This window comes from Anaerovibrio lipolyticus LB2005, from assembly GCF_000621545.1.
In the GTDB taxonomy this organism is placed as follows: domain Bacteria; phylum Bacillota; class Negativicutes; order Selenomonadales; family Selenomonadaceae; genus Anaerovibrio; species Anaerovibrio lipolyticus_A.
In genome coordinates, this window is the sequence record NZ_JHYA01000006.1 from 22,175 (window position 1) to 43,387 (window position 21,213).

16 protein-coding genes are annotated in these 21,213 nt (G+C 43.0%); 12 read left to right on the forward strand and 4 right to left on the reverse strand.

Going from position 1 to position 21,213, the window contains the following annotated elements:
* Positions 1–194: 194 nt before the first annotated feature.
* Positions 195–2,303, reverse strand: coding sequence for a Crp/Fnr family transcriptional regulator (locus T355_RS0106805; RefSeq protein ID WP_027397109.1), 2,109 nt, complete (start codon positions 2,301–2,303; stop codon positions 195–197).
* Between the two features lie 210 nt (positions 2,304–2,513).
* Here T355_RS0106805 and thiT point away from each other — a divergent pair, with 210 nt between their 5' ends.
* The 7 genes from thiT to T355_RS0106840 all read left to right on the forward strand — a co-directional run bounded on the left by thiT (position 2,514) and on the right by T355_RS0106840 (position 10,573).
* Positions 2,514–3,053, forward strand: coding sequence for an energy-coupled thiamine transporter ThiT (gene thiT, locus T355_RS13820; RefSeq protein WP_037329976.1), 540 nt, complete (start codon positions 2,514–2,516; stop codon positions 3,051–3,053).
* Positions 3,054–3,560: 507 nt separating this feature from the next.
* Positions 3,561–5,261 (forward strand): carbon starvation protein A, encoded by a 1,701-nt coding sequence (locus tag T355_RS0106815; protein ID WP_027397110.1) that lies wholly within the window; start codon positions 3,561–3,563, stop codon positions 5,259–5,261.
* A gap of 153 nt (positions 5,262–5,414) precedes the next feature.
* A complete protein-coding gene (locus T355_RS14720) occupies positions 5,415–6,536 on the forward strand; it encodes a GTP pyrophosphokinase (protein WP_051555441.1) in 1,122 nt (373 codons plus the stop codon).
* A gap of 41 nt (positions 6,537–6,577) precedes the next feature.
* Positions 6,578–6,736 carry a rubredoxin gene (gene rd / locus T355_RS14985; protein WP_071997179.1) on the forward strand — a complete coding sequence of 53 codons (159 nt, stop codon included), beginning with the start codon at positions 6,578–6,580 and terminating at the stop codon, positions 6,734–6,736.
* Positions 6,737–7,310: 574 nt separating this feature from the next.
* Positions 7,311–8,819, forward strand: a complete 1,509-nt coding sequence (locus T355_RS14725) for a methyl-accepting chemotaxis protein (RefSeq protein ID WP_051555442.1) — start codon at positions 7,311–7,313, stop codon at positions 8,817–8,819.
* Between the two features lie 171 nt (positions 8,820–8,990).
* Positions 8,991–9,713 carry a Flp family type IVb pilin gene (locus T355_RS0106835; protein ID WP_027397111.1) on the forward strand — a complete coding sequence of 241 codons (723 nt, stop codon included), beginning with the start codon at positions 8,991–8,993 and terminating at the stop codon, positions 9,711–9,713.
* Between the two features lie 182 nt (positions 9,714–9,895).
* Positions 9,896–10,573: a Flp family type IVb pilin gene (locus T355_RS0106840; protein ID WP_027397112.1), complete on the forward strand. Its 678-nt coding sequence runs from the start codon at positions 9,896–9,898 to the stop codon at positions 10,571–10,573.
* Positions 10,574–10,663: 90 nt separating this feature from the next.
* Here the strand turns inward: T355_RS0106840 and T355_RS0106845 are convergent, their stop codons facing one another.
* Positions 10,664–11,785 (reverse strand): M20/M25/M40 family metallo-hydrolase, encoded by a 1,122-nt coding sequence (locus tag T355_RS0106845; protein WP_027397113.1) that lies wholly within the window; start codon positions 11,783–11,785, stop codon positions 10,664–10,666.
* Positions 11,786–11,819: 34 nt separating this feature from the next.
* Positions 11,820–13,094 carry a C4-dicarboxylate transporter DcuC gene (gene dcuC, locus T355_RS0106850; protein WP_027397114.1) on the reverse strand — a complete coding sequence of 425 codons (1,275 nt, stop codon included), beginning with the start codon at positions 13,092–13,094 and terminating at the stop codon, positions 11,820–11,822.
* A gap of 292 nt (positions 13,095–13,386) precedes the next feature.
* On the opposite strand from dcuC, the gene mqnE (T355_RS0106855) reads away from it, so the two are divergent.
* From mqnE (T355_RS0106855) to T355_RS0106875, 5 genes are read left to right on the forward strand one after another with little or no spacing between them, the layout of a single operon-like run.
* Positions 13,387–14,481 (forward strand): aminofutalosine synthase MqnE, encoded by a 1,095-nt coding sequence (gene mqnE, locus T355_RS0106855; RefSeq protein ID WP_027397115.1) that lies wholly within the window; start codon positions 13,387–13,389, stop codon positions 14,479–14,481.
* Positions 14,482–14,514: 33 nt separating this feature from the next.
* Entirely contained in the window at positions 14,515–15,603 is a 1,089-nt protein-coding gene (gene mqnE, locus T355_RS0106860) for an aminofutalosine synthase MqnE (RefSeq protein WP_027397116.1), read from the forward strand.
* The gene (gene mqnC / locus T355_RS0106865) at positions 15,604–16,626 is read left to right on the forward strand and encodes a cyclic dehypoxanthinyl futalosine synthase (protein WP_027397117.1); all 1,023 of its coding nucleotides are present in this window, start codon (positions 15,604–15,606) and stop codon (positions 16,624–16,626) included.
* 1 nt (position 16,627) lies between these two features.
* Positions 16,628–17,476: an MTAP family purine nucleoside phosphorylase gene (locus T355_RS0106870; protein WP_027397118.1), complete on the forward strand. Its 849-nt coding sequence runs from the start codon at positions 16,628–16,630 to the stop codon at positions 17,474–17,476.
* A 28-nt stretch (positions 17,477–17,504) separates the two neighbouring features.
* Complete coding sequence (locus tag T355_RS0106875; protein ID WP_027397119.1) at positions 17,505–19,625, forward strand: M13-type metalloendopeptidase; 2,121 nt, start codon at positions 17,505–17,507, stop codon at positions 19,623–19,625.
* Positions 19,626–19,739: 114 nt separating this feature from the next.
* Here the strand turns inward: T355_RS0106875 and T355_RS0106880 are convergent, their stop codons facing one another.
* The gene (locus tag T355_RS0106880; RefSeq protein WP_027397120.1) at positions 19,740–21,053 is read right to left on the reverse strand and encodes a Na+/H+ antiporter NhaC family protein; all 1,314 of its coding nucleotides are present in this window, start codon (positions 21,051–21,053) and stop codon (positions 19,740–19,742) included.
* Positions 21,054–21,213: the final 160 nt, after the last annotated feature.

Genomic DNA, 21,213 nt, shown 5'->3' on the forward strand with positions numbered 1-21,213 from the left:
GCACAAAGTCGGATTAATATCTCTAATTAGGTAATATTCTTTACTGTTCGCTTAAAATCCTTTTACCAATGCCAAAAAAAAGATGTATACAAGTGAGAAATTTGAATAAGAATATTGCTCGTATAAAATAATGTAAAAAGCCCATGAACATGAACAGCATGTAGCCGCCATATCCATGGGCTTTTGTAGTGTTTTTACAGCTTTGCAAATTCGATTTCAGCAGGAACCTCCGGAGCCACGCCGTCTGGATTTATGCTCTTCATCTTTCTGAGAGTCAGATCCAGATTGTGGAGACGGTTAGCCTGGGATAGCTTAAAGGCCTCGCACAGCTGTGAGTATTGTGGTGTACTGCCACGTAGACTGCGGTATTTAGCAGAGAAGGTGCAGTATTTAAAGAGTATTTCACGGGCCTCCTTGTTAAGGCGGGACATACCCTGAGCCTCATTGAGGATGTATTTCTCATAGTCAGCCACAAATACTACCTTATAATCGTTGCGGGCCTTCTGCAGTGCCATCTTAATGCTTTCCTTGGCGTCACTGGAGAGGTAACCGTTCTTGCGGTAGAACTGGAGATAGTTGGTATACTCGGAAGTGAGGGATGGCTCGGAAATATCAGAGTAGCGTACACCCATGATACGACGGCACATCTCCCAACGGAAGAAGGCACACATCCTCACGACAGTTGCATCCAGCTCTTCAGTGTGGAAAATGGACAGCATCATGTGAGCCGGAGTCTCCTTGCGAGGCCCTTCCACCTCCTGCCACATAAGACCGCGGATACCAATATTTGGCATAAGAATGATATATGGCTTGATTTCAGTGTTGTACATAAAATGCTGAATCTTAAATTCAGGATAGGATTTCAGCGCCGGACGATAGAACAGGCTGTAATCAATGTCCAAAACCTTCTGGAAGGATGCTCTTACATTCGATGGGGTAAGGAGACACTTATCCAGTGGACGAATCACATCCTGAGAGTTGAACATTGGCACGAATGAGGCCAGATGACCATGGGTGGTTTTGTTGGCACCCATGAACATATTGTGAATCTCGTAATCTACCTTGGCACGACCATCTTCCTTCAGCTTATCGGCCTCTTTCTGGGTCATTCTGTTGTTACGGACCTCTTCACGGAGATAATCCAGCCAGTCACTGTCAAACTCATTCTTGGAAGGCATTGCCTCGCCCTTGTAGATTTTTACAAGCCAATCGTAGAATGAGAGGATGCGACCATGTGGATCCTTCTCCCAACCAACTACGGTCTTGTAAAGAAATTCGGTATTAGCTTCACCGGCCATCACCTCATCAACGAAGCCAAAGTAGAAGAACATCTGAACCTCTACAGGCAGGTGGTCAGTTTCCAGGCTCTTATAGAATGCTTCCTCGTAAATCTTATAGAAGCCATCGCAAAGATTTCTGCGGAGACGACGCATCTCATCAGAGTGAGAATGACGGTCTTCAACATCTATATATGCCTTAACATCCTTGCGGAAGTTATCAGCCACCTCAGAATCCACACCGGAGAATGCCAAAATCATATCAATTGCATTTTTGATGGTAGGAGCAGCACCGGATGAAGCAGAGCTGTCGCCGCCAATACGTGATTTAACATCATAGAATTCTGAAGTGAAGTCAGCAGATGTATACTTAGTGGTGTTAATAAAGTTCAGAACAGAAAGAAGCTCCTGTATGAAGTAACGGCCAAGAGAAGCGGCACGCATAACAGTTTCAACACAGAAGTTTACATTGAGCGGGTAGAAGCTCTTTTCCAGCTCCTCCTTGTTATCACAGAAGGCATTACAAATATCTGCCTGCCAGCCGGAAAGGGCCTCAGAAGCCTCCGGAGCAGCCAAAACATCCAGCATAGGATATTTTGATGGAGCTTTTCCCAGCTGTACACACATAAACTGATACTCATTGTAGTTGTATTTTAGTTCCCTGCAGAGAGCATTGGCGGCATCTGTAGCCTCAGATAAAGCAGTGAGTGTGTTTTTTGCAGCCTCCATGCTGGTGGCTGCAATAGCAGGGGCCACAGCAGGTGTACTGGTTACGGCAGTTACAATATCATCCTCGGATTCATAATCAAAGCGCAGAATGATGGTAGTGTCCTTTGCCACATAATTAAAGCTGTATCCTTCGCCCGGCTTGTAGGTTGCCCCTATCACGGAACCATTGGTGAGACTTACCTCTGTATTGGTGCCGTCAGTCATGGCAATTTCACCAGTCAGGACGATATCCAAATATTCTACTGGCTCGTCACACTGGTAAAGGGTTTGACCCTTTTCAATTTTAATTTTCTCCAAGAAGAAACCTCCCTAACGTCATATAAAATACACATTATCCATTAATTCAATTCTACCTAAATTGCAATATGTAAGCAAGGGAAAAGAGTCCAATCTTTTAGGCGGAAAAACAGCATATAAAAGTTAATAAATAATTATTTTTAATATACAGATATTTTGTTGTATAATAACAGAAGTTTTATTTTTAAATTAAGGTTTGGTGTAGTAAATATGTTTTCGGTTAATAATAGTCATTATTCAGCGCAGATAATTTCACGCACAGCTCTGGTTATTACCATGACAATAGTGCTTAATCAGATTCGTTTTTTCAAGATGCCTCAAGGGGGCGATGTGGGTTTTGGTACTATGATACCTCTCATATTGCTGGCCTGCTGTTATGGTGGTCGTATTACTCTTTTGGCTGGTTTTATTTGTGGAATTATTGGACTTATGATGGATCCGTATTTTTATCATCCGGTTCAGGTATTGTTTGATTATCCATTCCCTTATATGGCCATGGCAGTGGTGTCCATATTTAAAAAGCGAATTATTCTAGGAACTATTGTAGCTTTTTTTGTTAAGTTCCTGCTTCACTTTATTTCCGGGGTGGTGTTTTTTGGCTCATACGCACCAGAAGGAACATCTCCTGTGATGTATTCTGCTATTTATAACGGATGCACTGTTGTACCTGAGATGATAATTTGCTGTCTTATTCTTCATTTTTTGCCAACGAAGCGAATTATTGCGGCTATGCAAAATGATTCTGTTTAAAATGTAATAATGTATCTTCGTAGTGGACTATACAGAATATTGTCCTGGAAAACAGGATAATTTGCACACAATTGTCTGACAGTTCGCTGTTTTTATAAAAAAATATTACAAAATCAAATATTTTTCTTGACCTATATTAGGGATAGTGTTACTATATGTCACAACAAAACAACACAAATGCAAAGACTCAGGACGCGAGTGCAGATGTAGTGCTTTTCAGCGAGCTTCAATATGGTGTGAGTGGGGCAAAGCGGATTCTGTATTTTATCACCTGTCAGCAGAGGGCTGAACCCAATATAGGTTTGGGATAAGTTTCTCCGGTGTCTTCACCGTTATCAAAAAGGGCAGATGATGGTCTGTTATAAAGTGGCTGTCTGTACAGACAGCAAGAGAAGTGGTACCGCGGAGTTAATCCTTCGTCTTCAGGAAACTGGAGATGGAGGATTTTTTTGTTGGTGTTGTGAGGCCTAATGTTTCTATTATTAATCTGGAAAGAAGGAATTATTTATGAATGGATTAATGGTCGTTGGTTTTGCAATTGTATTCTTTACAGCTGCATATCTGGTTTACGGCAGATGGCTGGTCAGGACCTGGGGTATTGACGTGGATGCCAAAACTCCAGCCCATGAATTCGAGGATGGCAAGGATTATTCTCCTGCATCAAAGTTTACAGTATTTGCCGATCAGTTTTCGTCCATCGCAGGAGCAGGCCCTATCACTGGACCAATTATTGCCGCTATGTTTGGCTGGCTTCCTGCACTTCTCTGGCTGCTGGTGGGTGGTGTGTTCTTCGGTGCAGTTCAGGATTTCACCGCTCTTTATGCTTCTGTGAAAAATCAGGGCAAGTCAATGGGTATGCTTATTGAACAGTATGTAGGTAAAACAGGTCGTCGCCTGTTTCTGCTGTTCTGCTGGCTGTTCACCTTGTTGGTAATCGCCGCTTTTGCTGATATCGTAGCCAATACCTTCAATGGCTTTGCCAAGGATGGCAGTCTGGCAGTTCCGAATGCCTCCGCAGCATCTATTTCTATGCTGTACATTTTCGTGGCCATGGGCTTTGGCTTCTTCATCCGTAAATTCCAGCCTAAGGAGGGTGTAAAGCTGGCTGTGGGCTTTGTTCTTTTCCTGGCCATGATGGCTGCTGGTATAGCATTCCCTATATATTTTGATGCCACTGTATGGCGTTATGTGGTATTTGGTTATTGCTTCATTGCTTCTGTACTTCCTATGTGGCTTTTGATGCAGCCTCGTGATTATCTTTCTTCCTTCCTGCTTCTGGGGATGCTTGCAGGAGCTGTTATTGGTGTACTGGTTGCAAATCCTACTATCAACATGCCAGCCTTTGTTGGCTTCGAGGTAAATGGTCTGAGCTTGTTCCCAATTCTCTTTATCACCATTGCCTGTGGTGCAGTGTCTGGCTTCCATAGCCTCGTTTCCTCCGGTACTTCTTCCAAGACTGTCGATAATGAAAAGGATATGCTGTCCGTAGGTTATGGTGCCATGCTCGTTGAATCCCTGCTTGGTGTTGTGGCCTTGGTAATCGTTTGCTCTGCTGCAACTGATGGCGTACTGCCACAGGGCACTCCTTTCCAGACTTTTGCCGGGGCAGTTGGTGGCTTCTTTATGATGTTCGGTCTTCCTCAGCATGTGGCAGTTTGCTTTATGACCATGTGTGTATCCGCTTTGGCCATGACTACTATTGATTCTGTTGCCCGTATCGGCCGTATGTCCCTGCAGGAGCTGTTTGCGGCTGATGAAGGTGAAGAACAGAATGCAGTAGCAAAATTCTTTAGTAATAATTATGTATCTACCGCAGTTACCCTTGTATTGGCTTATCTCCTGTGTCTGGCAGGGTATATGAACATCTGGCCTCTCTTTGGTGCAGCCAATCAGCTTCTGTCTGCCCTTGTTCTTATCGCTTTGGCTGTGTTCCTCCGTACTACCGGCCGCAAGGGCTGGATGCTCTATGTGCCAATGACCTTTATGTTCCTGGTTACCATGAGTGCATTGGTTCTTAGTGTTATGGGAATTTATACCAAGCTGGGTACTGGTGACTTCGTATTTATGGTGGATGGTCTCCAGCTTATTTTGGCTCTGGCCCTTATGACATTGGCAGTCCTTGTGGTTGAGCACTGTGGCAAGGAGCTTATTACAGGTCATGTTGAGGACGATGAGGAAGAGTCAAAAGAGCCTGTGGCAGGCATGTAATATGACTTTAGAGGATAAAAAATAAAGACATTTTTTTAGGAGCACTTGCTTTTTATCAAGTGTTCCTTTTTTTTGCAGGACTTTTCTTTTTGGTGGAGAATTAATGTAAGTGTATATATGTGTGATATCATCACAGATTTTGGGGGAGAAGTTATGTACGGTGACTTGCTGAGTAAGGAGAAAGAAATACTTCAGACTTACTCAAAGAACATTGATACCTATAATGAATTAGGTGAAATCCTTCATAATAAATTAACGGAGATGATAAAAAAGCATAATTTCTTCACGATGGAAGTCAGCCACCGTATAAAGACAGTTGACAGTCTGGCAGATAAGTTGCGCCGCAAAAGTGGTAAGTATTCATCTATTTACGATATAACAGACCTTTGTGGTGCCCGTATTATTTGTTACCTAAATGATACTGTGGACAAGATTTCCGATGCTTTGCGAGAGACCTTTGTGGTGGATGAGGAAAATTCCGTGGACAAAAGGGCTGCCCTTACGGCAACCCAGTTTGGTTATCTTTCTCTCCATAATATTGTATCTTTGCGCCCTGAGGATGGCTATAATGAGGAGCTTTGCAAAATTCGCTGTGAGATTCAGATACGTACAGTTTTGCAGCATGCCTGGGCTGAAATAGAGCATGATTTGGGTTACAAGAGCTCTTTTGGTGTCCCTAGTACAATACGCCGTGAGTTTTCCCGAATTGCGGGACTTTTGGAGATAGCCGACAACCAGTTTGTGGAGCTGAGTGAAAATATTCAGAAATACAAGGATGGAATCATTCATCAGATTGCCCATGGGGAGTACCAGATATTGCCTTTGGATGAGGTAACTCTTAACGAGTACCTTTCCAAGAATGATGAGTATCATGAGTTCATTGAAATGTATAGCACAGCTTTGCAGCTGGAATATTTGCCAACGCCGGCCTACAATCATTTGCGGCACCTTTTCTGGTTTGAACTCAAGACTTTGGGAGATTTGTATGGAGCCTTGCTTGAATACAGTGATACCATGCTAAAACTCACAAGGTATTTTGCCCGTGAAACCCATACGGAATTTTTCACTACCAATATGCTGTTTAATAACTTGTGTCAGGCTATTCTTATAAAGAATAAATACACAAGAGAGCAGGTGAAGCGTTTTTACGCCTTGTCTGCCAGTGGAAATGATAAAAAGGTTAAGCAAGATACGGATGAGCTTTTTGAAATCAGTCGCAAGCTGCGTCTGGTTAATGAAAGCAAATGGATTTCCGGTATTTGGGGTGATGTATAATTTATTTATATACATGTTTTATTTAAGAGAGGAGAGTTATTATGGACAAGTATCAGTGTGGACCATGCGGTTATATTTATGATCCTGAGGTGGGGGATCCAGATGGCGGTATCGCTCCAGGCACACCTTTCGAGGATATTCCTGATGATTGGGTATGCCCAATTTGCGGTGTCACCAAGGATATGTTTGAAAAAGTATAAAAGGTCATAAGGAAAAGCATAAGAAAAGCAGGGTCCCAATAACAGGAATCCTGCTTTTTGATTCACAAATTATACTAATTCGGTAGTTAATAAAACGGCAATTAATAACACGATAGTTAATAACACGGTAGTTAATAATTCGGCAGTTAATAATCGGCAAAAACATCAACTTTCGACGACTGCTTACCGGTCTACTTCCACGTTTTCCAGAAGGTCGTCTATTATTCCATCACCTTCTACCATAAAATCTCATACCAAATAGCATCCGTTTTGAATTTCACCTATGCACCCCCTTTTTTGTTAGAAAAAAGAGTCAGACTTTATTGAATATTTTGTCTGTATCTTTATTATACTTATTTTGGGTACCTTTGTGAAGGGACTTAAAAAAATGCGAATAAATATCATTTAAATAGGAATTATTGGAAAAATCTGCAAATGAAAAGTGTATTTTTATTAAAAATTTAATACCAATAAAGGATATTTTATATATCGTAGCGAATTTTACAAATGTGAAGTTGTGAACGAAAATGCAAGTCAGATTATTAGGCTCAATTCGCCGAAAAGAGGGAAGAGTATGAAGTTAAAAACACAGGCAGTAATATTTGTAGATGGTTGTTTGCTGGTTGCGTGTGTATTGCTGGGGATTCTGGCTTACATAAATTCAGCAAAGGGCTTTGATGAAGCCTATATCAGCAAGGTGGCTGATGTGGCTGAGAGGGTAGAGCAGCTGATTGAAGTTAAGTACCCCGGTGAGTGGAATATCAAGGATGGCAAGCTGTATAAGGGCTCAACCTTGATGGAGGGCCTTTCCAGCGAATTGGATGCTCTGGCTGGGGAAGAGGCTGTTACAATTTTCAATAATGATACCCGTGTTTCCACCAATGTTATGAAGGACGGTCAGCGGGCAGTTGGTACCAAGGCTAACGATGATATTGTTGCCACAGTAATGGGCAAGGGTGAGGTTGCCAATGTGGAGGCGGATGTAATCGGCGTACCATATTACACCTGCTATCAGCCTATTGTTGACGGCAGTGGCAAGCGTGTGGGCATGCTTTTTGTTGGTGCTCCAAGTGCGCCTGTTATTGCTCAGGAACGGGAATTTTTGGTTAAGATGGCAATGGCCGCAGTTGTTTTGTTCCTCATTGTTGGTGCAGTTTCCATTTATATCATCAACCGCAAGATGAATGCAGTATATGATGTTACGGAGACAATGACCAGAATTGCATCTGGTGATCTTACTACCAATGATATTACAGTTGTTGGCAGTGATGAGCTGGCTCAGCTGGCAATAAATACCAATAAGATGAAGAACACCATGCACGAGCTAATGAAGAGTATTGGTGTTTCGGCATCACAGGTGGCTGCAGGGTCCAAAAATATTTCCGACAGTGGCAATATGCTGGCCCAGGGTGCTACCACCCAAGCGGCTTCTGTGGAACAGCTATCCGCCACGATTCAGGAGATTACAAACCAGACAGCCCAGAACGCCCAGAAGGCTGAACACGCCAACAATATTACCCGTGATGCCAACGGCAAAGCAGATATGGGTAACAGGCGCATGAATGAAATGTTAAAAGCCATGGGAGATATAAATGAATCCTCCAACAATATAGCCAAGATTATTAAGGTAATTGATGAGATTGCCTTCCAGACCAATATCTTGGCCCTTAATGCAGCTGTCGAGGCGGCCAGGGCCGGCCAGCACGGCAAGGGCTTTGCAGTGGTAGCAGAGGAGGTCAGAAATCTGGCTGCCAGAAGCGCCAAGGCTGCCAAGGAAACCACGGATATTATTGAGGAATCCATTACCAAGGTTAATCTCGGAACCCAGCTGGCCAATGAAACCTCTGAGGCTTTAAAGAGTATCAAGGATGGCGTAGGTCAGGTGGCATCTCTTGTCAGCGAAATTGCCGATGCTTCTGTAAAGCAGAATTCATCACTGCAAATGCTTAATCAAGGGGTTGTACAGGTATCAAATGTAGTGCAGACAAATTCTGCCACGGCTGAAGAAAGCGCTTCTGCATCTGTGGAGCTCAGTGCCCAGGCAGAGCTGTTGCAGGAGGCTGTAAGACAGTTTAAGGTTTAAAAACAGCATAAGATTAAAATAAAATTAAAATAGGTGAAAGCATGGATTTTCACCTATTTTTGTTTTATTATTAGGGTAATAAAAATTAAGTTAAAATTCAATAATTACGATAAAAAGGTAACAGAAGGGTGTTTAATGAAAGACATAATGTTTATAGAGAGGTGATTCATTATGTTGATGAATGTAAGAGATATGAAAAAACAAAAGGGACAGGGTATAGTGGAGTATGCCTTGTTGCTGGCGTTTATTCTGGCTATTGCTATAGCTATGCAGGGGAGTGGAATTGATACTGCCATTGCCAATACCTTTACTAGAGTGGCTCAGGCTTTGGGATTTGAGACAGATCAGGATAAATGGAGTACGATGAATGCCAATGATCTTTTAAATGACAGTGCATCTGCTGCGGCACGACTGGCATCTGACCGGGATTTTTTGTCCAATATTGGCAATCATTTTATTGGCATGGATAAAGCAACACTGGCGAGTATTTTAAAAGTAAATGTAAGCAAGCTAGATAAAATAGATTCTAATGGTATTTTATTAGGACATTTCACTGAAGACACGGATGCAGATGGTAATTTTATTAAAACAAATTTTGATAATCAAATATCTGCTTCGGGTAATGACTTATTTAATTGGGCTACAAAATCCCCGGACGGCACAGCATTTGATTCTTCCCGTCGCTATCTTTTTTCTGATTATGCTCTTTCCAATAGTCAGGAGTTCTACAATAATGGTAAGAAAAAGACTGGTAATGGTATAAAAATAATGAATATAGGATTTGACAGTGATGGTAAAGTCACAAGTGTAAATTTAGCAGTTAATCCAAATTCGGGTAAAGAAATTGATGGGCGAACCAGTAGAGCAGATCTTAATGTCACAGTAACTAAGTAAAAAATAAGAAAAACAAAAGAGGTTAGCAAAAAAGCTAACCTCAATTTTTATAAATAATGAAAATTGGTTTGATGAATAAAATTTTTTAATTTATAATTAAGTATAAAGTACTGGCTGACGATAATAAGGTAACAGGAATGTGATTAATCAGAGGCATAATGTACTTAGAGAGGTGATTCATTATGTTGAAAAGATTAAGTGTTGGAAGAAGACAAAATGGTCAGGGGATAGTGGAGTATGCTCTGCTTTTGGCGTTTATTTTGGCTATTGCTATAGCTATGCAGGGCAGTGGAATTGATGAAGCCATTTCCAATACCTTTACCAGAGTAGCCCAGGCTCTTGGGGTTGAAACAGAGCAGGATAGATGGGCATCAATGAGTGTAGAAGATCTGAAGAATGTTCCTAATAGTGAGCGTTTGGCTGTGGATGTAAAGTATTTGAAAAGTATTAAAGATAAGCTTATTGGTAATGGTAATAGGTCCAAGGCTGAAGTTGAAAGTATACTGGGGACTGCGGCTTCAGGAAGTGTTTTGTTGGGAACTTTTTCTTATGATGAAAATGGATATAATTTCTCCTTGACACGGGGCGGTAATGCTAGTAACACTACGCTTCAAGATCTTAGTATTTTTGGATTTTCGTCTGTAGAGGACGGCTCAACCCATAGATACTTTTACTCCGATTATGCTTTGGATAACGTTAGTAATCCTACAACAAATAGTCTTGGAGTTAAGGCAGAGAAGTTCAAATTTGAAAATGGTAAATTAACAGATGTTGAGATTGTAATTAATCCTAACTATAAAACTAATGGTAATAGTGGTACGACTGGTAGACAGGCCGGTCTTACGACGGGACTCAACTAAAATTAATATTAAACGTAGTACCAAATAAAAAAGAGGTTAGCCAATCGGCTAACCTCAATTTTTTTGCCCCAATTAAGGGGCAATTATTTTTTATTTGTTTTCAGCAACGGTTTTTACGATTTCCAAGGTCCATCTTGCAGAGTCGTACAAATCCTTAATTTCAATGTACTCATCCTTGGTGTGGGCCTTTTCCATTCCAACAGAGAGAACTACAGTAGGGACACCGTAGGTGTTGAAGTGGTTGGCATCGGAGCCACCGCCTGATTCCTCAAGATTTACAGGCAGTCCCAGCTTTTCAGCGGCTTTAACTGCTGTCTTGATAGCCGGGGAGTCCTTTTCGTGGCAATATGGGCCGTAATCAGGACTAACCTCTGCAGTAATCTTGCAATGTGTCTTGGCTGCACCATTTACGAAGTGGTCGCAAATGTCCTTGGTAATCTTATCCAGCTTTGCCTTGTCACGGCTGCGGCTTTCGTAGAATACATCACAGCTTTCAGCCACCACATTGGTAGCGGATCCACCGACGATTTTACCAAGGTTACAGGTGGTTTCCTCGTCAATGCGTCCCTGAGGAGCATCAGCTATAAGCATACCAGCAGCGCAGATAGCATTAATACCTGCATCCGGGTCAACACCTGCATGGCTTGCCTTGCCCTCAATATGAATCTTAATCTGATTCTTGCCAGGAGCCATAAAGGTCATGGAACCAGGATGATTATGAGTATCAAGGGTAAAGCCAAAATCAGAGTGGAGGAGACTGGTATCCAGATTCTGTGAGCCATGAACACCATTTTCCTCAGCCACGGTGAACACCACCTGAAGTGGGCCGTGAGGAAGATTATTCTCCTTGAGCTGACGTAATGTTTCTAAAATAGCCACCACACCGGCCTTGTCATCGCCACCAAGGATAGTAGTACCGTCAGAATAGATGATACCATCCTTTATTACAGGCTTAACGCCTTCGCATGGCTCAACACAGTCCATGTGGGCTGTAAGCATTACAGTAGGAGCCTCAATAGTACCAGGGAAATCTGCCACCAAATTACCGGTGTTGCCACCGATTTTACTGCCGGCATTATCTTCCTTTACAGTACCACCTAAGGTCTCCAAACGCTTTGTCAACAGGTCAGCTATCTCACGCTCATCATGAGTGGAACAGCGAATCTGCACCAATTCCAAAAACTCATCCAGCACACGCTGTTCATTAATCATGGAAATTCCTTCTTCCGTTTAATTCATTAATCAATTACAAGAAAAGCATCAGTGCAATTGCTGCTGCAATACAAGGCAGAGCATTGCGCTTGGTTACTTCCATAGGGTTAACCTTGGCCAAACCAGCGCAGATAATAGCAGCACCAGCCACTGGGGACATGGAACGGCCCATTGCACCGGCAATTTGTGCCAGAGAACCGAGGTTCATAATGCTGAGACCGAACTGCTCAGCAAATGGAGTTACTGCACCATTGAATGCAAAGGCAGCAGCATCACCTGAACCGGAAATAACAGCAATAAGGAAAGGACCAAAGGTGCCGGCAGCAGCTGCTGCGGACTGAGAGCCCTCCATGAGCTCAGTCATGGCTTTGGTAAGACCTATAGCGGACATACCAGTGGTAAAGATGCTGGCGCAGACGATAAGACCAATTACATCGCTGTAAGCATCGCCCATGCCTCTAAAGAAGTTCTTGCAAACCTGCTGTGCGTTGGACCAGGTAACTAAAAGACCAAGAACAACACCGAGAATCATGGAAAGAGCAACGCTCATTTCTGGCAGCACAGCAATCTGCTTGGAGCTGAGAATCAAAAGTACAAGTGGTACCAGTGGTACAATAGCCTTGAGAGGATTAACCTTGAAGGAATCAAAATCATGTACACCATCATTTTCAATAGATGCACGATACGCCTCACTGCGCTCCTCATTAGCGCCTTCCTTCATAATAACAGCATAAGCAGTCATTACTGCAACGCAGGCGAAGGATGCAATGATGGAAGCTGGGGTCTCGTTGATGATAACAGTCATCATATCGGTGCCAGCCAAGTCAGCAACAAATGGATTATGAGCATTACCAGGGCTGATGGCACTACCCCAAGTACCAGCCAATACGGTGGCAGCAGCCATGGCTGGATGAACACCAGCTGCAATAAGAGTTGGAATCAAAATACTACCAACAGCTGCAGAACAACCAGATGCAGATGGGATAGCCAAGCTGATCCACCAGGTCAGGAAGAAGGACAATGGAACAAGAATAACGCGACCCTTCTTAAGAACTCCTGAGATGGACTGAACCAGATGCTGGTCGCACTCGGTCAGCTTCATAACATAGGAAAAACCCATTACGGTACAGATGGTTGGTACGAGAGAATTATTAGTCATAGCTTTGATAAAAGCAGGCATAATATCCTCTGGCATATTACCAATCAGGCACATGATAATACCAGCCAAGAACAGTACCAGGCGCGCCTCAACCTTTTTGATAATCAGCGCAAATGTAAGAATAACAATAATAATTCCAGCGAGTAACATTTTTCTACCTCCTAATCTCACTGTATAAAAAAATTCCTTAGTAATTATAAGCTAAACTTATATATTTTTCAAATTTGCAGAAAAATCATTTGCACTTTTAAGTAAGTGACGTAAATAAATAAAACTATATTTCTTATTTCAAAAAATCTTTTCATAGAATAATCAGAAAATACCCTCATAATAAATGCAAATGGGATGAAAAAAAAGAACATTTAGGGTATAATGTATTCCGTATGCAAACAAATACATCATACATGTCGAGAATATATATAGAAATAGAGGGATATAAGCTTTGTACGCAACTGATGAATATGCAGATATTGAGCAAAAGATATTAAATGGAGAAAGACTTACCAGAGAAGATGGTATCCGTCTTTTTAACTGCCATGATATTGCCTGGTTGGGCAATATGGCGGATATGGTGAGAAAAAAGAAGTGCGGCGATATTGTTTACTACAATGTGAATTGCCATGTAAATCTTACGAATATATGCACCTCCCATTGTAAGTTTTGCGCCTTTGGCAAGGATAAGGACAGCAAGGGAGCATATGCCTTTTCCATTGAGGAGGCCCTTAATGTTGTTCGTGATGCCAAAAAGGACCCAAATTTGGCAGGACTTCATGTGGTAAGTGGACTTCATCCGGACTGGACCTTTGAGGATTATTTGGAGCGGCTTCAGGCCCTGCATAATGAATTTCCGGAGCTTTATTTAAAGGGCTTTACAGGGGTTGAGATTACCCATTTTTCTAAGATTTCCGGCCTCAGTGTTGAGGAAGTGCTTAAAAAATTAAAGGCCGCTGGCCTTAAAGCCATTGCGGGAGGCGGTGCAGAAATTCTTTCCGACAGAGTAAGAACTGAGCTGTGCCCAAAGAAAGCCACTGCTGATGAATGGATTGAGGTAGCCAGAACTGCCCATAAGCTGGGTATCAAAACAAATGCCAGCATGCTGTACGGTCATATTGAGACCATTGAGGAGCGGGTGGATCACCTTATAAAATTACGTGATCTTCAGGATGAAACGGGAGGCCTTCAGACCTTTATATGTTTCCCATTCCTGCCTAAAAATACAGAGCTGGGAAAGAATGTAAAGCAGACCTCCATGTGGGATGACCTGAGAACCATGGCCATTTCCCGTTTGATGTTGGATAACATTAAGAATATCAAGGCCTATTGGGTAATGCTTACAGTTCCAGTGGCCCAAATAGCTCTGGGCTTTGGTGCCAACGATATTGATGGCACTGTTCATAAGGAAACTATTCTTCACGATGCTGGGGCAACCAGTCCTACGGCTCTTAGTGAGGATCATATTATTAAGATTATTCGTGATGCAGGCCGTATTCCGGCTGCCTGTGACTGCAATTTCAATATATTGCGTCGCTTCGATTGAGCATCAGTTTAGTTCTTAAGGAGATTTACCAAAATGACTGAAGAAGCTATAAAAATTGCAAGGGCAAAGGCTGAAAACGGGGATCGTCTGACCCTTCAGGATGCCCTTGCCCTTTACGAAGATAATGACCTTCTTTTTCTGGCCTCCAGTGCCCGCAAAATGAAGGAAAAGAAAAGTGGCAAAAATGTTTATTATAATGTAAACAGACATATAAATCTGACCAATATCTGCACCTCCGGCTGTCCTCTGTGTGCTTTCCAGTGTGAGGAGGGGGACAAGCGGGGCTATGTTATGGAACCGGAGGATATTGCCAAGGTCCTTGAGGATGCCAAAAAAGTCAAAAATCTTGGGGAAATCCATATTGTAAGTGCGCTGCATCCAACCAAGACCTTCGATTATTATTTGAATGTGGTGCGCCAGGTGAAGGCGGCCCTTCCAAATGTGGACATTAAGGCCTTTACCCCTGTTGAGGTGGTGCATTTTAGCCAGATGACAGGAAAATCTGTAAAGGAAATTTTGAAGATTTTGCAGGAGGCAGGCTTGTCCTCCTTGCCAGGTGGCGGTGCAGAAATTCTTAATGATCGTGTGCGCAAGGAAATTTGCCCTAAAAAGGCCACCACAGCCCAGTGGATAGAAACAATAAAAGCGGCTCATGAGCTTGGTATTAGAACAAACTGCTCCATTATGTACGGTCACATTGAAACCATTGAGGAGCGGCTTCAGCACCTCTTTACCCTACGGGATATTCAGGACGAAACAGGTGGCTTCCAGGCCTTTATTGCCTTCCCGTTTCATCCAGCCAATACCCAGCTTAGTCACCTAAAGCGTGTGGGCTCATGGGAGGATATGAAGATGATAGCTATGTCCCGCCTGATTTTGGATAATATTGATCACGTCAAGGCCTTCTGGATTATGCTGACAACACCGTTGGCACAGCTGGCCCTCGGTTTTGGTGCCGATGATTTGGATGGTACCATCGGTGAGGAGAAGATTATCCATGAGGCCGGTGCCAAGACCGGTACCGGTACAACCAGAGAGCGTCTTAGAAAGCTTATTACTGAGACGGGGATGGTTCCTGTGGAAAGAGATACCTTCTATCATCCAATAAAGGAGGCGGAATAAATGCGTATGAAATCCAAGGAGGCCGTGGAACTTCTAAATAACGGCGATCCAATAGAAATGGGCCGTGCGGCTGATGCAGAACGCCGCAAGCGGTTTGATGATACCGTAACCTTTATTGTGGACAGAAATATAAATTATACCAATGTGTGCAAAAATGAGTGTCGTTTTTGCGCCTTTTTCCGTCGCAAGGACCACAAGGATGCCTATCTTCTGACCAATGAGGAAATCTTGGCAAAGGTGCAGGAGACCGTGGATGCGGGTGGTACCCAGCTGATGATTCAGGGGGGACTGTACCCTGATTTGGGCCTTAAATATTATGAGGATATGCTAAAGGCCATTAAGAGCAAATATGATATAACCATTCATTCCTTTACAGCCACGGAAATCCAGCATTTTGCCTATCAGGAGGGTATTTCCATATTGGAATGCCTTAAAAGATTGCAGGCTGCGGGGCTGGACAGCCTCCCGGGTGGCGGTGCTGAAATCCTGGTGGATGAGGTGCGCAAGCGGGTCAGCCCTAAGAAAATAATGACTGATGATTGGCTTCATGTTATGGAGTGTGCCCATTCCATTGGTATGGAATCAACGGCAACTATGGTTATCGGTTTGGGTGAAACCATGGCTCAGCGCATTGAACACATGGACAGAATTCGTCAGCTTCAGGATAAGACAGGTGGCTTCAGAGCCTTTATTTCCTGGACATTCCAGCCTCACAACACTGAAATGGGTGGGGAGAAGGTATCTGGTTGGGATTATATGCGCAATCTGGCCATGAGCCGTCTGTATATGGATAATATCAAGCACATTCAGGGCTCCTGGGTAACCCAGGGGGAGCGTATCGGCCAGCTGACTCTTGGCTTTGGTGCAGATGATTTGGGCAGCATTATGCTGGAGGAAAATGTGGTGAGGGCCGCAGGAACAGCTTATGATATGTCCATTAATAAGATGGTTGAAATGATTAAAGGGGCAGGCAAAAAGCCAGCCCAGAGAAATACCAAATATGAGATTTTACGGAGATTCTGATATGGCTGATAATATGATTCCCAAGGCAGATTATGCTGTGGTGGGTGGTTCCGGCACTCTTTCCTCAAATTTTCCTGCCAATGTGAAGGATGAAGATGTTAAAATAGTGGCAGAGAACCTTTATTTTGATACTCCATACGGCAAAAGTCCGGCCTTCCGTCATTTTACTGTAGGGGAGAAGCACGTTCTCACAGTAAGAATGCACGGCTGGCGCAGTGGTGTCACCAGAGCAGATGCCTCCCGTCAGGTGTTCTGGGTGTTCCGTGAGGCGGGAGTAAAGCGTATTATTTCCGAGGGAGGCGTAGGAACAGTAAATAAGCTCCTGGATATCCGTGATTTTATGGTACCGGATGATTACCTTGATATGTCTATGCGCAAGGATGTTATGCTGGATGGCAGATATTTGCTCGTAATGCGTGATGCCCTTTGCCCGGAGCTTCGTGAGGCCCTTATTAAGGCTACCAAAAAGCGCTTTGATGGACGTATCTTCACCAGAGGTACATACGCTGTAACCGACGGCCGACATTTTGAAAGTCCTGCTGAGGTGGCTATGCTTAACGGCCATGCAGATATTGTGGGCCAGAGCATGTGCCCTGAGGTGTATCTTGCCCGTGAGATAGGTGCCTGCTATGCGGGGTTGTATTTTACCGTTAATTATGGCGAGGGCATAAAAAAATGGTCCCATCAGGACATGACAGACATTTTCTATGACGACGCACCTATGATTGGTGAGATTATTTTGGAAACCATAAGAAATGTTGATGCGGAGGACAGAAAGTGCGAATGTCTTGAGCTGCGCAAGGAAACCCTGTTAAAGGATGTGTACAATCAGGAGTCAGCCAAGGGCTGATGATTTGATGTGAAATGGCGGTGATAATATGGTCTTTGTGAAATTTAAAATGAAGCTATTGGCTTTGGCAATGGCCTGCGCCTTTGTATTTTTACCTAATGCCTCTGAAGCATCAAAGATAAATGATGTTCAGCAGACCACGGTTATCCTGGAGAAGGAGGAGCCAAAGGGGGCAGCTGATCAAAAGTATGTCAGTGCCAACAAGCCTATTGCTGATGGTGGCAGTCCTTGGATGGATGTCAGCGTTATCGACAAGAAGCATGAGGTGCCCAGCTTTTCTGCCAAGGATAATTTCTATTCCTACAACAACGATTATTGGATAAAGCAAATGGGTGAGTATGGTATCAGCTCATCCTATGATGTGTTTAATGAAGTGAACAGCAAGGTGGACTATAACATTGCCAATCTGCTGGAAACTCCTGTCCAGTTTTCCCACGACGGTTCAATTTGCCAGAAGGTTTATAAAATGGTGAAGAACTGGAACAAGCGTGATAAAATTGGTCTGCAGCCTCTGATGGATGATGTGAACAAAATAGAGGCCATACAGACATTGGAGGACATGGATAATTACATTATTGGTGATGAGGTTCCCAACAGTGCCTTCTGTGAGCCGGATTTGCAGCCGGATCTGAATGATACCAAACATTATGCCATGAATATTATTCCTATGGGCCTTACCCTGGGAGATGCGGCGGAATATTCCAATATGACGGTGCTGGGCAAGCGTATTAAGAATGCCAATGATGTGGCGGCCAAGAAGATGATGATGCTGGCAAAGTACGATGAGGAAACTGCCAAGGCAAAAATCGAGGCCATGTATCGTTTGGAATATGCTTTGGCTGGTACCATGTATACCCGTGAGGAGGCCTCCAAGGCGGATTATCTCCAAAAGACCAACAATCCAGTAACTCTTGATGAGCTGAAGGAAATGGCTGGCCGCTATCCTATTATGGCGTACCTTAATAAATATGGCCTTGATCAAGCAGAGCGGTTTTCCGTTCCAAATCCTGCCTATATAAAGGCTTTGGCGGCATATTACAACGAGGAGCACCTTCAGGATATGAAGGATACCCTTATTGTTTATCGTATGCTGGAAAATATGGAAATGCTTAATTCCGCCGCCAATGATATTGCCATGGAGCATAATCTGGCAGTACGGGGATATAAAGGAAGTGTACCAGACTGGGTACGGGGTGTGGAATATGTAAAGGCTGTATTACCAGGACCGCTCTCCAATCTTTATGCCGAGGCCTATTGCAGCAAGGAAGTAAAGCAGGATATTGAAGGTATAATAGCTGATGTAACCAATTACTATAAGGCTATGCTTCAAGATGAAACCTTCTTTTCACCTGAGGTCCGTCAAAAGGCTATTACTAAGCTGGATAATCTGAAGGTTCGTGCCGTTATGCCGGATAAGCCTAAGAAGTGGAATGATATTAAGCTGAACAAGTGCAAGAATCTTATTGATGTGCGTAATGCCCTTTTAAAATGGGAGATTGGTGAGTACATCAAGAAGATGAACGGCGAGGTGGAAATCAATTGGGTTCCGTCTTACACCGTTAATGCCATGTATAATATTGCTGACAATTCCATTAATATTCCAGCTGGTATTCTCAATGGTGTATTCTATTACAGCGACTACACCTATGAGGAGAAGATGGGGGGCATAGGCATGATTATTGCCCATGAGATTTCCCATGGCTTTGATACCACCGGCTCCCAGTTTGACGAAAACGGCAACCTGAAGGAGTGGTGGACTCCTGAGGATAAGGCCGCCTACAATGAGCGGGCCAAGAAGGTGGTGGACTACCTTAATAGTATTACCGTATATGAAGGACTTCATTGCAACGGTGAAATCAATAAGGGAGAGACCATTGCGGATATTGGTGGCATGCAGTGCATATTGTCAATTGCCAAGAATAAGCCGGATTTTAATTACAAGCAATTCTTCAACCAATATGGCAAACTGTGGCAAAGCATATATACCAAAGAGTTTGGCGAGCTTCAGGTGAATACTGATCCTCATCCGTTGCCATACCTAAGGGTCAACGTTATATTGCAGCAATTTGATAAATTCAATGAGACCTACGACATAAAGCCTGGGGACAAAATGTATCTGGCTCCTGAAAAGCGGATTCTTGTATGGTAGGTCTGAAATAAGCTAAATAAAGCAATTAATTAAGCAATAAGAAAACTCTGCTGTTAGTCAGTTAAACTGATTAATAGCAGAGTTATTTTTTTAGCCAGTTATTAAGTTTAAAAATTAATCCTCATCTATGCTTGGAAGGAAGACAAAGAGTATGGAGCTTACTAATAACAGATAAGGGTAAAGAAGATAAGGCAGTACGTGAAAAGCGGAAATTTCCCAGCCAAGGCTGGCTGCAATGGAAAGGGCCACCAGCATCTGGGCACCGTATGGAAGAATACCCTGGAATATACATGAGAAGGTATCCAGCAAGGAAGCGGATTCCTTGGCTGAAATATTAAAGCTCTCGGAAATTTTCTTGGCAATAGGGTTGGTCATTACGATAGCGACGGTATTATTGGCAGTGGCAATATCCATAAAGCCAACCAGCATACCTATGCCCAGCATACCACCCTTTTTGGTGCTGAAAATCTTATGTACTGTAGAAAGAAGGGCATTAAATCCACCATTATAAGCTATAAGACCACCAATGCAGGATACCAGAATGGCCACCATGGAGGTTTCGAACATTCCGGCAGTACCCTTGCCGATATTTGCCAGGTAGTCCAAATATGATACTTCACCCATGCCCAGCATGAGAATAGAACCACTGAAAATGCCCACAAGAAGCACTAAAAATACGTTAAAGCCCATTACTCCGCCAATGAGTACCAGAAGATATGGAATAATTTTAATAAGGTTATATTCCTCAATATGAAGGTCACCTGTCGGGCGTTCCAGCGTGAGGAAGTAGAGAACTATTATGGTTAAAATGGCTGCTGGAACAGCGATTTTAAAGTTAGCCTTGAATTTGTCCTGCATTTTACAGCCTTGACCGTTGCAGGCAGCGATGGTGGTGTCAGAAATAAAGGAAAGGTTGTCACCAAACATGGCTCCTCCCATAACGGTGCCCACACAAAGTGGCATAGGATAGCCAGTGCAGCCACCAATGGCTATTGCAATAGGCGTTATAAGTGTAATAGTTCCTACAGAGGTACCCATAGCCAATGATACAAAGGCACTGATAAGGAAAAGCACAGGAATAGCATAATCTGCCGGGATAAGGGACAGGATAAAATACGCCACACTTTCAGCACTGCTTCTTCCCAAAACGCCAACAAAAACGCCTGCCATAAGGAAAATTAAAATCATGGTGATAATATTGGGGTCAGCCATGCTGTTGGCCATGATTTTTAATTTTTCATTCATATTAATGCCATTTGCCTGTATGCAGGCCACCAGAAGGGCTATCATAAATACAACCACTACTGAAACATTATAAAAACCCATGGGTACATCCATTATGTACTCCAGGGTAATACCCAGTCCCAGATAAAGGAACACAAAAACTGCTATAGGCAGCAGTGCTCCAAAGCTTTTTTTATTTTCCAATTTCGTTCCTCCTAAACAAGATGAAGATTTACTTTACTAAGTTTTTCCAGTAAATAAAAAGTCCTTGAACATTATACCCTATTTGTTAAAAATATTCTATTTTTCTGTGCTTTAAGCAGGAAAAATAGGGGGGAAGGGAGAAATAAACTGAAGGTACAAA